We start from the raw sequence: 14,533 nt of genomic DNA on the forward strand, positions 1-14,533 counted from the left end.
AAATGAAAGCGTTATCCAAACTGAAAGCGGAAGAGGGCATCTGGATGACCGATGTGCCGGAACCGGAAGTTGGGCACAACGATCTGCTGATTAAGATCCGCAAAACCGCGATTTGCGGCACCGACGTGCATATCTACAACTGGGATGAGTGGTCGCAAAAAACCATTCCGGTACCGATGGTGGTCGGTCATGAATACGTGGGTGAAGTGGTTGGCATCGGTCAGGAAGTGAAAGGCTTTAAGATCGGCGATCGCGTCTCGGGCGAAGGGCATATCACCTGCGGACACTGCCGTAACTGCCGCGCGGGCCGCACCCATTTATGCCGTAATACCGTCGGCGTAGGCGTCAATCGCCCGGGCTGTTTTGCGGAATATCTGGTGATCCCGGCCTTCAACGCCTTCAAAATCCCGGACAATATCCCTGACGAGCTGGCATCGATTTTCGACCCGTTCGGTAACGCAGTCCATACGGCGCTCTCCTTCGATCTGGTGGGGGAAGATGTGCTGGTCTCTGGCGCAGGCCCCATCGGCATTATGGCGGCCGCGGTCGCCAAACACGTTGGCGCGCGCCATGTGGTGATCACCGATGTGAACGAATACCGTCTTGAGCTGGCACGCAAAATGGGCGTCACGCGCGCGGTAAACGTCGCTAAAGAGAATCTCACTGAGGTGATGGCGGAGCTGGGGATGACGGAAGGGTTCGACGTGGGTCTGGAGATGTCCGGCGCGCCTGCGGCGTTCCGTACCATGCTCGATACCATGAACCACGGCGGACGCATTGCCATGCTCGGTATTCCGCCTTCGGAGATGTCGATCGACTGGAACAAAGTCATCTTCAAAGGGCTGTTTATCAAAGGGATTTATGGCCGTGAGATGTTCGAAACCTGGTACAAAATGGCCGCGCTGATCCAGTCCGGTCTCGACCTCTCACCCATCATTACCCACCGCTTCGGGATCGATGAATTCCAGCAGGGGTTTGACGCGATGCGTTCGGGTCAATCCGGCAAAGTCGTGCTGAGCTGGGATTAAAAGAGTAAGGGCCAGATAATGGCCCTTTTTTCTGCGATAAATCTCAAAACACATTTATTAAATGTAAACTTTTGTCAGTGTCATAAATTCTTCGCAATTCCGCAATACTCTTATTACGCCCTTTAACTCCCCCGGCTACTCTGAATATTCTTAGATCACATCGTCGATGAAACTTAATCGCAACCGCTGTGTCTGAGAATTTACCTACTCAATCTGACCGACCTTAATTTTTTCTTAATTAAAACAATTTAAAAATAGTCACTGTAATGACAATGAATCAGGTAATTAATGATGAATAGCCCTGGTAAGCTTAGCGTTATTATCCCCCTCTACAATGCGGGCGATGACTTTGTACCTTGCATGGAATCCCTGTTAGCGCAAACCTGGACGGCGCTTGAAATCATCATTGTTAATGATGGTTCGACTGATAATTCTGCTGAAATAGCAGAGCGTTACGCAAAGAAGTATTCGCATATCCAGCTTATTCATCAGTGTAACGCCGGTGCCTCGGTGGCACGTAATCGTGGCTTAACGTATGCCACAGGTGAATACATCGCTTTCGTCGATGCCGATGATATTGTCTATCCTCAAATGTATGAAACGCTGATGAAAATGGCGCTGGAAGACGATCTGGATGTCGCGCAGTGTAACTCGGACTGGTGCGATCGGCAGAACGGCAGCACCTGGCAATCCATTCCGCTGGATCGTATTCGTTCTACCGGCGTACTCAGCGGGCCTGACTGGTTAAGAGTGGCGCTGGCAAGCCGCCGCTGGACGCACGTGGTCTGGATGGGTGTTTATCGCCACGATGTCATTAAGCAAAATCGTATTGAATTTATTCCCGGGCTGCATCACCAGGATATTATCTGGAGCACCGAATTTATGTATAACGCCAAACGCGTGCGTTATACCGAACAATCGTTATATAAATATTTTCTCCATGGCTGTTCGGTCAGCCGTCTGAAGCGCCAGGGATTAAAGAACCTCGCCTATCAGCGTCATTACATGAAAATTACGCGCCTGCTGGAGAAATTGAATCGCGATTACGCTGACCGCATTACGATATATCCCGAATTCCACCAACAAATTACTTATGAAGCACTCCGCGTATGCCATGCCGTGCGAAAAGAGCCGGATGAAATAATTCGCAAGCGCATGATTGCCGAAATATATGCATCAGGAATGTTTAAACGTCTGGTCACTAATGTGCGCAGCCCTAAGCTCGCTTATCAGGCGCTGCTGTGGTCACTTCGTCTGTACAAATGGCGGGACAAGACGACGTCACACCATCGTCTTGCCCGTAAAGCGGTGAAAATCTACTAGAGCGCTGCTTACTTCCGGCCCCAGCCCTGCCACTGGTGCTGGAAGTACTGTACCAGCGTACTTTCGCTGATGCTCTCTCCCACCACGCTAAAGAAGCGGCTGGCATTCACCGGCTCTGGCTTCTGCTTCGCTTTACACACCTTCGCCACGCGGAACGGATTACGTGGCGACTGCGGCTGTGCGTCAGGTTTGGCAGGCGTTGAGTTGTCGACCTGCGGCTCATGAAGCAGATCGCTCGGTCGCACCAAAGTTATGTCAGAGGGTAAGTTTGCCAGCGCCTGCTGCAACACGCGTACGGTCGCCGGATGCGGGTGTCCAATGGCGATAGCCGAGCCGTTACGGCGCGCCAGCGCGACGGCACGGTCGAACTGACGGCGAATATCACCCTCATTCTGCGTATCATCGAGGAACACTTTGCGCTTAATCACCTTCACCCCGGTGCCGGAAGCTGCGCGCATCGACTGGCTATTGCCGATGGTCATGCTGTCGAGGAAGTAGAGGTTATAGCGCTCCAGCGCCTGCATTACTTTCTGCATGCCAAACAGGCTGGAGGTCATGGCGCTGCCCATATGGTTATTCAACCCGACGGCATAGGGCACCTTATTCACGGCGTCACTGATAATGCGCTCAATCTCTGCGCTGCCCATCTCCGGGCGCAGGGTATCTTTTTCCAGCGGCTGTTTGCTGAGCGGTGCCATCGGCAGATGGATCAGCACTTCGTGGCCACTATTATGCGCTTTGGTCGCCATGTCGCGGGCGTGGGTGGCATTGGGCAGCACCGCGACGGAGACCGCCTGCGGCATGGCCAGCACCTGGTTTTCTGTCTGGGGACGGTAGCCAAAATCGTCGATAACGATGGCCAGTTTGCCGGCAAACACCGGCGAGGAGAGCGCCAGCACGCTGGCAAGAGTAATCACGATGCGGCGAAGTTGAAGCAAACCTATCTTCCCAACCACGGCTGTGGATTGACCGCCTGGCCCTGACGGCGAATTTCAAAATAGAGTGAAGGCCGGCCCTGACCACCACTGCTCCCAACGAGAGCTATCGGCTGGCCTGCGCGCACCTGCGCGCCAACGCTAACGAGGGCGCTTTGGTTATAACCATAAAGGCTCATATCACCTTTGCCGTGCTCAACGACGACCACCAGGCCATAGCCCTGCAGCCAGTCGGCGAGGATCACGCGTCCGTCGGCGATGGCTTTAACTTCGCTGCCTTCAGACGCACCGATAACAATCCCTTTCCACCGTAGCTCACCCTGCAACTGTTCGCCATAACGGTGGAGCAACGGGCCGCGAACGGGCCATATCGCGCGGCCTGCTGGCGAGCCTAAGCCGCCGGTGCGGGACATCAGTGAGCGTTCGCTCTCGGTTGGCTTATAGGTGGTGCCTTTGCGGCTGGCCTCGCTCTGCCGCTCACGCACCGCCTGCGCTTCACGGGCTTCGCGCTCGGCGCGGGCTTTTGCTGCCGCCTCCGCGCGGGCAAGGCGATCGCGCAGACGTGATTCGTTAGCGCGCATCTCGCTAAGCTGTTGCTGGCCTTCCTGAATTGAGGATTCAAGCCCGGCAAGGGTCTTTTTACGCTCGTTTCGTGCCTGCTCCAGCTTCGCCTGCTGCGCTTTCTGCTCATAGAGCAGGGTCTGCTGCTGGCTCTGCTTCTCTTCCAGCTCGGCTTTCTGCGAGGTGACCTCTTCACGTGTCTGCTTGAGCTGCGCGATGGTCTCCTGGCGCGCCTGGTTGAGATAACCGAAATAAGCCTGCAAACGCTGACCGCGCTGGCTCTCTTCACCACTCAGCAGAAGCTGGATACCGCTGTGCTCGCCCTGGCGAAACGCGGCATCCAGCTGCGCGGCAAGATTGCGCTCCTGCGACGCGCGCTGACGCTCCAGTTTGGCGATGGAGGCGTTCATCTCATCAATCTGTTTATTGAGTTCTGCCAGCGTGTTTTCGGTTTCGTGCAGCTGGCGGGCGGCAGCGGAGATGGCCTCCTCCTGCGCTTTCAGCTGTGCGAGCAGGCCTGCGCGCTGCTGCTGCTGTTGGCGAACCGCGCGCTCTTTGGCGGCGATATCGGCCTGGATGGATTTGAGCTGATCGCGGTCATCCGCGTGGGCGGGAACGGCGCACAGCAAAGCGCCAGCGCTGAGTGCGCTGGCGCAGAGCAGAGGTCGGAGCCCGACCCATGTAATTGAAAAAATCGCCTTTCCCCTCATGGGGAGCGATTATTCCACGATGAACAGCGGCTTACCAGTCATCTCTTGCGGGATTTCCTCACCCATCAGCGACAGCATGGTCGGCGCGATGTCGGAAAGTTTGCCACCGGAGAGCGCTTTCACCGTTTTCTCACCCACATAAATCAGCGGAACCGGCAGATTGGTGTGTGCCGTATGCGCCTGGCCGGTTGAGGGATCGCGCATCTGCTCGGCGTTGCCGTGGTCGGCGGTGATCAGCAACTGCCCGCCCACCGATTCAACGGCGCGGGTGACCTGCGCAATGCAGTTATCCAGCGCTTCCACGGCGGCGACCGCCGCATCAAACACACCGGTATGGCCAACCATATCGCCATTCGGGTAGTTACAGATGATGGTGTCATATTTGCCGCTGGTAATGGCGGCGACCAGTTTTTCCGTCAGTTCGGCGGAGCTCATCTCCGGTTGCAGATCGTAAGTAGCAACTTTGGGTGAGTTGATCAGGATGCGGTCTTCGCCCGGGAACGGCTCTTCAACGCCACCGTTAAAGAAGAAGGTGACATGGGCATACTTCTCCGTTTCGGAGATGCGCAGCTGGGTGCGGTTTTTCTTCGCCATCCACTCGCCGAGGGTGTTAGCAAGCGAGGTCGGCGGGTAGGCCACGGCGGTTTTGATGTCGGCGGCGTATTCGGTCAGCATCACGAAATCGAGCTTCACGACTTTCTTACGCGGGAAGCCGTCAAAATCGGTGTTAACAAAGGCACGAGTGATTTCACGGGCGCGGTCGGCGCGGAAGTTCATGAAAATCAGCGCGTCGCCATCTTCCATCGCCGCATCGGGCTGGCCAGCGGCGCGAATAACCGTCGCCTTCACAAACTCGTCGTTTTCGTCGCGGGCGTAAGCGGCTTGCAGCCCGGCAACGGCGCTGTCGAAGGTGAACGCGCCTTTGGCCTGTGTCATCAGGTCGTAAGCCTGTTCGACGCGATCCCAGCGGTTGTCGCGATCCATGGCGAAGTAACGACCAATAATGGACGCCACGCGGCCTTTACCAAGGGCGGCGAATTTCTCTTCAAATTTTTTCAGCGAGGATTCCGCGCTGCGCGGCGGCGTATCGCGGCCATCGAGGAAGGCGTGCAGGTAGATTTTTTCTGCGCCACGTTCAGCGGCCAGTTCGACCATCGCCATAATGTGATCTTCATGGCTGTGCACGCCGCCTGCGGAGAGCAGGCCCATAATGTGCACCGCTTTGCCGGCGCTGACTGCCTTATCCACCGCGCCGCGCAGCACCGGGTTAGTAAAGAAGGTGCGCTCTTTAATTTCAACGTCCAGGCGGGTTAAGTCCTGGTAGACGATTCGCCCGGCACCGAGGTTGACGTGCCCGACCTCGGAGTTGCCCATCTGGCGATCCGGCAGACCCACTTCCAGCCCGGAGGCGTCGATCAGGGTGTGCGGACGATTAGCCCATAGGCTATCCATCACCGGGGTTTTAGCGTTGAAAATGGCGTTATCTTGCTGATCTTCGCGATAGCCGTAGCCATCGAGAATCACCAGTACCATAGGTTTTTTTGAAACCGACATTGCGACAACCTCATGCTCTGAAGATAAAAATTTGCGTAATTTTACTACAGCTGAATCGATCAAATAGCCGCAGAAGATCAAAGAAAGGGGTCACCTGAGGGGGTGTTTTACATCGCTTTGTTTATTTTTTTCGTAACACGCCGCAGAAAATGCAATCCATCGCGCTCGCTGGCTGTATTTGCCTAACTGCGCAGGTATACTCCTTGCTGGTTTTTAATCACTTAGTCGGGAGCTGTTACCCCAGATGCAAGAAATTATGCAATTTATTGGACGCAACCCGATACTCTGTATCGGCTGGCTTGCGTTGTTCGCCGCGGTGTTATACACGACCTTCAAAGGCGTCGCGTCGAAAGTGAAAGTGATTTCCCGTGGCGAAGCCACGCGCCTCATCAACAAAGAAGATGCGGTGGTTGTGGACTTACGTCAGCGCGATGATTTCCGTAAAGGTCATATCGCTGGCGCGGTGAATTTGCTGCCAGGCGAGATCAAAGCCAATAATGTAGGTGAGCTTGAAAAACGTAAAAGCACGCCGATTATTGTTGTAGACGGTACCGGCCTGCAGGCGCAGACCCCGGCAAACGAGCTGGTAAAAGCCGGTTTCGAGAAAGTCTTTGTGCTTAAAGACGGTGTATCCGGCTGGGTCGGCGAAAATCTGCCGTTAGTACGCGGTAAATAATTTATCCGGTGAGCTTCGGCTCACGGGTAAAACCAGGAGAAGAGATATGGCCAATATTGAGATCTACACTAAAGCAACCTGCCCGTTTTGCCACCGCGCAAAAGCGCTGCTGAACAGCAAAGGCGTTGATTTTGCCGAGCTGCCGATTGACGGCGACATGGTAAAACGTGAAGAGATGATTCAACGTAGTGGCCGTACCACGGTTCCGCAGATCTTTATTGATGCACAGCATATCGGCGGCTGCGACGATTTATTTGCGCTGGATGCGCGTGGCGGATTGGATCCGCTGTTAGGTTAATGCTTTCTAAGCACTACAACACTTAAGGGTTACTTATTCATGTCTGAGCTAAACAACACCGAAATGACTTTCCAGATTCAGCGTATCTACACGAAAGATATCTCTTTCGAAGCGCCGAATGCGCCGCACATCTTTCAGAAAGAGTGGCAGCCGGAAGTCAAACTGGACCTCGACACCGCGTCAACGCAGCTGGCGGACGGCGTGTATGAAGTGGTTCTGCGCGTAACCGTAACCGCCTCACTGGGCGAAGAGACCGGCTTCCTGTGCGAAGTACAGCAGGGCGGCATCTTCTCTATCGACGGTATCGAAGGCACCCAGATGGCGCACTGCCTGGGCGCATACTGCCCGAACATCCTGTTCCCGTATGCCCGTGAATGCATCACCAGCCTGGTTTCCCGCGGTACATTCCCACAGCTGAACCTTGCACCAGTCAACTTTGATGCGCTGTTCATGAACTACCTGCAACAGCAGACTGGCGAAGGTGCCGAACAACATCAGGATGCCTGATGAACGCACTTAATGCTGCAATGACTGTGATCGGTGCCGGCTCTTACGGCACCGCTCTTGCCATCACGCTGGCAAGAAATGGCCACCAGGTTGTGCTGTGGGGCCATGACCCGAAACATATCGCGACGCTGCAACGCGACCGTTGCAACGTGGCGTTCCTGCCCGATGTACCTTTCCCCGACACCCTTGAGCTTGAGAGCGACCTTGCCCGCGCGCTGGCCGCCAGCCGTGACATTCTGGTGGTTGTGCCAAGCCACGTCTTTGGCGAGGTGCTGGCACAGATCAAACCGCTGATGCGCAGCGATGCGCGCATTGTCTGGGCGACAAAAGGGCTGGAGGCGGAAACCGGGCGTCTGTTACAGGACGTGGCGCGTGAAGTCTTAGGCTCCTCTATTCCGCTGGCGGTGATCTCCGGCCCGACCTTCGCTAAAGAGCTGGCGGCGGGAATGCCGACGGCAATCTCTTTAGCCTCCACCGACCCGCAGTTTGCCGACGATCTTCAGCAACTGCTGCACTGCGGCAAGAGCCTTCGCGTCTACAGCAACCCGGACTTCATTGGCGTGCAGCTTGGCGGCGCGGTGAAGAACGTGATTGCGATTGGCGCAGGCATGTCTGATGGCATCGGCTTTGGCGCGAATGCGCGCACGGCGCTCATCACACGCGGTCTGACGGAGATGTCGCGGCTTGGCGCGGCGCTGGGTGCCGATCCTGCTACCTTTATGGGCATGGCGGGGCTGGGCGATCTGGTGCTGACCTGTACCGACAATCAGTCGCGTAACCGCCGTTTTGGCATGATGCTCGGTCAGGGCATGGATGTCGAAGGCGCGCAGGAGAAGATAGGCCAGGTGGTTGAGGGCTATCGCAATACCAAAGAAGTGCGCGCGCTGGCGCACCGGTTCGGCGTCGAAATGCCAATAACCGAGGAAATTTATCAGGTATTGTATTGCGGAAAAAATGCGCGCGAGGCAGCATTAACGCTGTTGGGCCGCGCCCGCAAGGATGAGCAATAAGCGGCTAATCGCAGGGATTCTCATCACTATCACGTCAAGGCTGGCTGAGTCCGGCCTTGCTTTTATTTCGTCTGGAGTAAGCAATGCCGTGTGAAGAACTGGATCTGGTCTGGAAAAATATCAAAGCCGAAGCCCGCGCGCTGGCGGACTGTGAACCGATGCTGGCCAGTTTTTATCACGCAACCCTACTCAAGCATGAAAACCTCGGCAGTGCCCTGAGCTATATGCTGGCGAACAAGCTGGCGTCGCCGATTATGCCCGCCATCGCCATCCGCGAAGTGGTGGAAGAGGCCTACGCCGCAGACCCGGAGATGATCGCTTCTGCCGCCTGTGATATTCAGGCCGTGCGCACCCGCGACCCGGCGGTGGATAAATACTCAACGCCGCTGCTCTACCTGAAAGGGTTCCACGCCCTGCAGGCGCACCGTATTGGTCACTGGCTGTGGACGCAGGGCCGCCAGGCGCTGGCGATTTTCCTGCAAAACCAGGTCTCAGTGAGCTTCCAGGTTGATATTCACCCGGCAGCGACCATCGGTCGCGGCATCATGCTCGACCACGCCACCGGCATTGTGGTGGGTGAAACGGCGGTTATCGAAGATGACGTGTCGATTCTGCAGTCGGTTACCCTCGGCGGGACCGGCAAAACCAGCGGCGATCGCCATCCGAAGATCCGTGAAGGGGTGATGATTGGCGCAGGGGCGAAGATCCTCGGCAATATCGAAGTGGGGCGCGGCGCGAAAATCGGTGCCGGCTCCGTGGTGTTGCAGCCCGTACCGCCGCACACCACCGCCGCAGGCGTTCCGGCGCGCATTGTCGGCAAGCCAGAGAGCGACAAGCCGGCGATGGATATGGATCAGCATTTTAATGGAGCCAATCACGGGTTTGAGTACGGCGACGGTATCTAATTTCTGGCTATTTTACTCGCCAGCCTGAACCCGGGCAGTGCTCAAAATCCTCACGTACTACGTGTACGCTCCGGTTTTTCCGCGCTGTCCGTCTCCAGCCTGCCTTCGCCAATAACGCCAGAAGTGCGGTAGGTTGATGCGCGCTACCCGCTACCCGCTACCCGTAGGCCGGATAAGGCGTAGCCGCCATCCGGCAATTCAATCCCAAACCTCACATCAGCTGCGCAACACCGCGCCGGGATATCCGAGCTGGCGCCAGGCTTCATACACCACTACCGATACCGCATTGGAAAGGTTCATGCTGCGGCTGTCCGGCATCATCGGAATACGGATCTTCTGCTCCGGCGGCAGCGCATCAAGAATGGTAGCGGGCAGGCCGCGGGTTTCCGGGCCGAACATTAAATAATCCCCATCGGCAAACGACACGGCGCTGTGCGCGGGCGTCCCTTTGGTGGTCAGCGCAAACAGGCGCTGAGGCTGAGCGGCGGCCATAAAGGCGTCGTAATCAGCGTGGCGCTGCACGGCGGTGAATTCATGGTAATCCAGCCCTGCACGGCGCAGGCGCTTATCGTCCCAGGTAAAGCCCATCGGCTCGATGATATGCAGACGAAAGCCGGTGTTAGCGCACAGGCGGATAATGTTCCCGGTATTGGGCGGGATCTCAGGTTCAAATAAGACAATGTTCAGCATGCAGCCCCCTTAATAGCGGGGGCAGGATAGCACTCTCCCCAGGGCGGGGAGAGCATTTTTTACTACGCCGCATCGCCGTGCGACAGCGGTGCCAGCGCGGCGGGGATCTCGCTCTGCGCCTGCACTAACGAGTCCTTGCTAATTTCGCGAATCGATTTCGCGCCGGTCAGCGTCATCGCCACGCGCATCTCTTTTTCAATCAGATCCAGCAGGTTAGCCACCCCCTGTCGGCCATGTGTCGCCAGCGCATAGAGATAGGCGCGGCCAAGCAGCACGGTGTCTGCGCCGAGCGCAATCATCCGCACCACATCAAGGCCGTTACGAATCCCGCTATCCGCAAGAATGGCAATATCGCCCTTCACCGCGTCGGCAATCGCTGGCAGCGCGCGCGCCGAAGAGAGCACGCCATCCAGCTGGCGACCGCCGTGGTTAGAGACGACAATCCCATCCGCGCCAAAACGCACCGCGTCGCGGGCATCTTCCGGATCGAGGATCCCTTTGATCACCATTGGGCCATCCCAGAATTCGCGGATCCACTCCAGGTCCTTCCACGAGATAGAGGGATCGAAGTTGTTTGCCAGCCAGCCAATATAATCCTCCAGCCCGGTTGGCTTCCCGAGGTACGCAGAGATATTGCCCAGGTCGTGAGGACGACCATTGACGCCCACATCCCATGCCCACTGCGGATGCATCACTGACTGCCAGTAGCGGCGCAGTGCGGCGTTTGGCCCGCTCATCCCGGAGTGCGCATCGCGATAACGCGCGCCGGGCGTTGGCATATCGACGGTAAAGACCAGCGTGGAACAGCCCGCTGCCTTTGCCCGCTCCAGCGCATTACGCATAAAGCCGCGATCGCGCAGCACGTAAAGCTGGAACCACATCGGGCGCTTAATGGTTGGTGCCACCTCTTCAATCGGGCAGACGGAGACGGTCGACAGGGTAAAGGGGATGCCTTTGGCATCTGCTGCGCCTGCGGCCTGCACTTCGCCGCGACGGGCATACATCCCGCATAGCCCGACGGGTGCCAGTGCGACCGGCATTGAAAGCTGTTCCTTGAACAGCGTGGTCTCAAGGCTCAGGTCGGACATATTCTTCAGCACTCGCTGGCGGAGCGCGACCTGTGATAAATCCTCGACGTTGCGGCGCAGGGTGTATTCGGCGTAAGCGCCACCGTCGATATAGTGAAACAGGAACGGCGGCAGAACGCGTTTTGCCGCGGCGCGATAGTCGCTGGCTGCGGAAATAATCATGCTTTTTTCTCCCTTAAATGAATCAGTTGCTCGTCGGGCAGGCGGGTAATGCGCGCCTGGCGGGCCCGGTCTTCGTCAAACTGGCGAATCGTGGTGTGGACGAAAGCGAGGTGCGCCATCATCGCCTGACGCGCACCCTCCGCATCGCCCGCAAGAATGGCATTCATCACCGTGCGGTGTTGCTCCGTAAGCCGGGCGAAAACCGGCGGAACAAGGTACATGCGCTGGCGGCTCTGCTTGACCGAGGATTGCAGCAGGTCGAAGAAACCGCGCATGGTTTGCAGCAGCACCACATTGTGTGAGGCTTCGGCGATGGCCAGATGGAAACGCACATCCGCCTGCGAGGCGAGATCCGGGTCATCGGATTGCGAGGCCTCAAAGCAGAGCACGATTTTCTCTTTATCGGCATCGGTCGCGCGCATCGCTGCATGCCAGGCGGTGCTTGCCTCGATGGCGTGGCGGGCTTCGAGAATATCAAAGCTGTAATCGGGGTCATCATTGAGCAGCGTTTTCAGCGGCTGGACGATATTCTGCTCCGACCAAGCCTCATGCTGCCAGCGCACAAAGGTTCCACCCCCGCGGCGGCTTAACAGCACGCCTTCGCTGACCAGCATTGCCAGCGCTTCGCGTAAGGAGTTGCGCGACACGCCAAGCTGCACGGCAAGCTGGCGCTCGGCGGGCAACTTCATGCCCGCTTCCAGCTGTTGTTCTGCAATTAACGCCCGTACGCGGTCAGCGACCTCGTCAGCCAGGCGTCTGGGTAATAGGTTCATGGGATCATCCAGGTCAGCACATAAGCCTGCAGGGTGGTGATCACGCCGACCATACAGGTGAATATCAGGCTGTGTTTAACGGTAAAGCGGAAGAGATCGGACTCTTTACCCACCAGACCCACCGCCGCACAGGCGATAGCGATGGACTGCGGCGAGATCATCTTCCCGGTGACGCCGCCGGTGGTGTTAGCCGCCACCATCAGCACATCCGAGACGCCAATCTGCTGCGCGGCGGTGGCTTGCAGCGCGGCAAACAGCGCGTTTGATGAGGTGTCGGAGCCGGTCAAAAAGACCCCCAGCCAACCGAGGAACGGCGAGAAAAAGGTAAACGCACTGCCGGTGTGCGCCAGCGCTAATGCCAGCGTCGACGACAGGCCGGAGTAGTTAGAGATAAAGGCGAAGGCCAGCACCATACCGATAGAGTAGATGGGCAGCGCCAGCTCTTTCAGCGTACCGGCAAAGGTGGTGATGGCATCCTTCGGTTTCATCTTCAGCCACACAATCGAGAGGATTGCCGCAAAGAGAATGGCGGTGCCGGTGGCAGAGAACCAGTCAAACTTATAGACCGCCGCATACGGCGTGGCGGCGTTCACCACCGGCGGCATGCGCGCCACCAGCTTATCAAGGTGCGGCACGGAGATATTAAACACCCAGTCGTAGAGCGCGCCACCCGGCGCAAAGAGCGCTTTAAAGGGCGGAACACTCCACAGCGTCACGGTTGCGGTCAGGAGCAGGAACGGCGACCAGGCGCGCAGGATCTGCCCGGCGCTGTATTTCGTGCGGGAGAGATCGAGATCGACCTGCGACGCGCCCATATCACCAAAGCGGAAAATGCGCACCGGCTTCCAGCGTTTGAGGAACAGCGTCAGGCAGACCAGCGACACCAGCGAGGAGATGATGTCCGGCAACTCCGGGCCGATAAAGTTAGAACTGAGATACTGCGCAATGGCAAACGACCCCCCGGCAACCACTACCGCAGGCCAGGTCTCTTTCACCCCGCGCCAGCCATCCATAATCGCCATGATCCAGAAGAGCACAATAATGGTCAGGAAGGGGAGCTGGCGGCCCACCATCTGGCCGATTTCGAAGCTGTCCAGTCCGGTCACCTGGCCGGCAACCAGAATCGGAATCCCCATCGCACCGAAGGCCACCGGCGCGGTATTCACAATCAGGCACAGCCCGGCGGCATAGAGCGGGTTAAAGCCCAGCCCCACCAGCAGGGCGGCGGTGATCGCCACCGGCGCGCCAAACCCGGCGGCCCCTTCGAGAAACGCGCCAAACGAGAAGCCGACAATCAGCATCTGCAAACGCTGGTCTGGCGTAATGGAGAGAATCGACGAGCGAATAATGTCGAACTGGCCGGTTTTGACGGAGATCTTATAGACAAAGACGGCGGCGATAATGATCCACGCAATGGGCCACAGGCCATAGAAAAAGCCGTACACCACCGATGCCAGCGCGCGATCTACCGGCATTTTGTAGAACAGCAGCGCAACGGCAAGGGCGATGGCGACGGTCCAGCTTGCGGCAACGTAGCCTTTCAGCTTCAGTTTTATCAGCGCGAAAAAGAAGAACAGGATCGGAAGCGATGCGATGAGGCTGGAAAGCCAGAGATTGCCAGCCGGGTCATAGTTCTGTTGCCAGAGCGTCATGCAGGTCTCCTGAGAACCACGGCAAAACCGCGAGCGATAAGTCTCTGCTTAGCTCTGTCTCACAGGTTTTGTAAAAGTGGTCCTGCCAATGGGGTTGTGTAGGGTTTGTGATAACGAATGGTTATCCAAATGTTGCGGTGTGGCAATCAGGCTGTGAAGGCATTTAGTGGAACTGTGAAGCGCGGAGAAAAAGCGGGTGGAATTGGTAGGGCCAATTAAGGCCGCCCGCGCGCTCAAGGGAGGCGGGGCGGAGAGAAGCTATCAGAACTCGGTGTTGGCGAAACCGGTCATCGCGTCGAGGCCCATTTCACGGCCCAGCGCTGTCATCGGGTGAACCACGACAATCCCGCGCACGCTTTTTTTCAGCTTGCCGAGGTCAGCCTGCTCTTTCTTGGTAATCGGGCGGCTGTAGCGCATTTGCGTCAGCTTCTGCGCCTCTTTACTCAGCTTCTGGCTGTACTGGTCGCGCAGACGGGCGATTTCGGTTTCCAGCGTGGTCTTCTCTTTTTCCAGTTCGGCGTACTTCTCAGCCGCATCAACCAGAGAGAGCTCCGCCTGCTGGTGGCGGATCGCGTCGAGACGGTCGCTCAGACGTTTAATTTCGTTTTTTTCGACTTCTTTCATGATAGGCATTTTCTTCAGGAACAAAGTGCAAGGATAC

The 14,533-nt window shown here is 57.1% G+C and carries 15 protein-coding genes; 7 read left to right on the top strand and 8 right to left on the bottom strand.

The features are described 5' to 3' along the window. Positions 1–2: 2 nt before the first annotated feature. Together tdh and IAE48_RS15410 are read left to right on the top strand one after the other, a co-directional pair. Entirely contained in the window at positions 3–1,028 is a 1,026-nt protein-coding gene (gene tdh / locus IAE48_RS15405; RefSeq protein WP_042718684.1) for an L-threonine 3-dehydrogenase, read from the top strand. Positions 1,029–1,316: 288 nt separating this feature from the next. Then, positions 1,317–2,351 carry a glycosyltransferase gene (locus IAE48_RS15410; RefSeq protein ID WP_200134891.1) on the top strand — a complete coding sequence of 345 codons (1,035 nt, stop codon included), beginning with the start codon at positions 1,317–1,319 and terminating at the stop codon, positions 2,349–2,351. Positions 2,352–2,359: 8 nt separating this feature from the next. Here IAE48_RS15410 and IAE48_RS15415 read toward each other — a convergent pair whose 3' ends face one another. The 3 genes from IAE48_RS15415 to gpmM are packed head-to-tail and all read right to left on the bottom strand — an operon-like array spanning position 2,360 to position 6,111. Further along, positions 2,360–3,289: a divergent polysaccharide deacetylase family protein gene (locus tag IAE48_RS15415; protein WP_200134892.1), complete on the bottom strand. Its 930-nt coding sequence runs from the start codon at positions 3,287–3,289 to the stop codon at positions 2,360–2,362. A gap of 2 nt (positions 3,290–3,291) precedes the next feature. Beyond that, on the bottom strand, positions 3,292–4,557 hold the full coding sequence (gene envC, locus IAE48_RS15420) for a murein hydrolase activator EnvC (RefSeq protein ID WP_054802705.1): 1,266 nt from the start codon (positions 4,555–4,557) through the stop codon (positions 3,292–3,294). A gap of 9 nt (positions 4,558–4,566) precedes the next feature. Further along, complete coding sequence (gene gpmM, locus IAE48_RS15425; RefSeq protein WP_200134893.1) at positions 4,567–6,111, bottom strand: 2,3-bisphosphoglycerate-independent phosphoglycerate mutase; 1,545 nt, start codon at positions 6,109–6,111, stop codon at positions 4,567–4,569. Positions 6,112–6,355: 244 nt separating this feature from the next. Here gpmM and IAE48_RS15430 point away from each other — a divergent pair, with 244 nt between their 5' ends. From IAE48_RS15430 to cysE, 5 genes are all read left to right on the top strand, one after another. Beyond that, positions 6,356–6,787, top strand: coding sequence for a rhodanese-like domain-containing protein (locus IAE48_RS15430; RefSeq protein WP_042718673.1), 432 nt, complete (start codon positions 6,356–6,358; stop codon positions 6,785–6,787). Between the two features lie 46 nt (positions 6,788–6,833). Then, positions 6,834–7,085 (top strand): glutaredoxin 3, encoded by a 252-nt coding sequence (gene grxC / locus IAE48_RS15435; RefSeq protein WP_042718672.1) that lies wholly within the window; start codon positions 6,834–6,836, stop codon positions 7,083–7,085. Positions 7,086–7,124: 39 nt separating this feature from the next. Then, a complete protein-coding gene (gene secB, locus IAE48_RS15440; RefSeq protein WP_042718670.1) occupies positions 7,125–7,592 on the top strand; it encodes a protein-export chaperone SecB in 468 nt (155 codons plus the stop codon). Further along, entirely contained in the window at positions 7,592–8,602 is a 1,011-nt protein-coding gene (gpsA, locus tag IAE48_RS15445; protein WP_042718668.1) for an NAD(P)H-dependent glycerol-3-phosphate dehydrogenase, read from the top strand. The genes secB and gpsA overlap by 1 nt, the downstream gene beginning before the upstream one ends. A gap of 83 nt (positions 8,603–8,685) precedes the next feature. After that, entirely contained in the window at positions 8,686–9,507 is an 822-nt protein-coding gene (cysE, locus tag IAE48_RS15450; protein ID WP_042718667.1) for a serine O-acetyltransferase, read from the top strand. Positions 9,508–9,723: 216 nt separating this feature from the next. Here the strand turns inward: cysE and trmL are convergent, their stop codons facing one another. From trmL to IAE48_RS15475, 5 genes are all read right to left on the bottom strand, one after another. Then, the gene (gene trmL / locus IAE48_RS15455) at positions 9,724–10,197 is read right to left on the bottom strand and encodes a tRNA (uridine(34)/cytosine(34)/5-carboxymethylaminomethyluridine(34)-2'-O)-methyltransferase TrmL (RefSeq protein ID WP_042718666.1); all 474 of its coding nucleotides are present in this window, start codon (positions 10,195–10,197) and stop codon (positions 9,724–9,726) included. 62 nt (positions 10,198–10,259) lie between these two features. Continuing rightward, positions 10,260–11,447 (bottom strand): FMN-dependent L-lactate dehydrogenase LldD, encoded by a 1,188-nt coding sequence (gene lldD / locus IAE48_RS15460; protein ID WP_042718664.1) that lies wholly within the window; start codon positions 11,445–11,447, stop codon positions 10,260–10,262. After that, the gene (lldR, locus tag IAE48_RS15465; protein ID WP_200134894.1) at positions 11,444–12,220 is read right to left on the bottom strand and encodes a transcriptional regulator LldR; all 777 of its coding nucleotides are present in this window, start codon (positions 12,218–12,220) and stop codon (positions 11,444–11,446) included. Before lldR ends, lldD begins: the two co-directional genes overlap by 4 nt. Further along, positions 12,217–13,872 carry an L-lactate permease gene (gene lldP, locus IAE48_RS15470; protein WP_200134895.1) on the bottom strand — a complete coding sequence of 552 codons (1,656 nt, stop codon included), beginning with the start codon at positions 13,870–13,872 and terminating at the stop codon, positions 12,217–12,219. Before lldP ends, lldR begins: the two co-directional genes overlap by 4 nt. 261 nt (positions 13,873–14,133) lie before the next feature. After that, the gene (locus tag IAE48_RS15475) at positions 14,134–14,496 is read right to left on the bottom strand and encodes a YibL family ribosome-associated protein (RefSeq protein WP_042718723.1); all 363 of its coding nucleotides are present in this window, start codon (positions 14,494–14,496) and stop codon (positions 14,134–14,136) included. Between the last annotated feature and the right edge of the window lie 37 nt (positions 14,497–14,533).

Origin of the sequence: Kosakonia sp. S57, from assembly GCF_016516575.1 — a bacterium.
In the GTDB taxonomy this organism is placed as follows: domain Bacteria; phylum Pseudomonadota; class Gammaproteobacteria; order Enterobacterales; family Enterobacteriaceae; genus Kosakonia; species Kosakonia cowanii.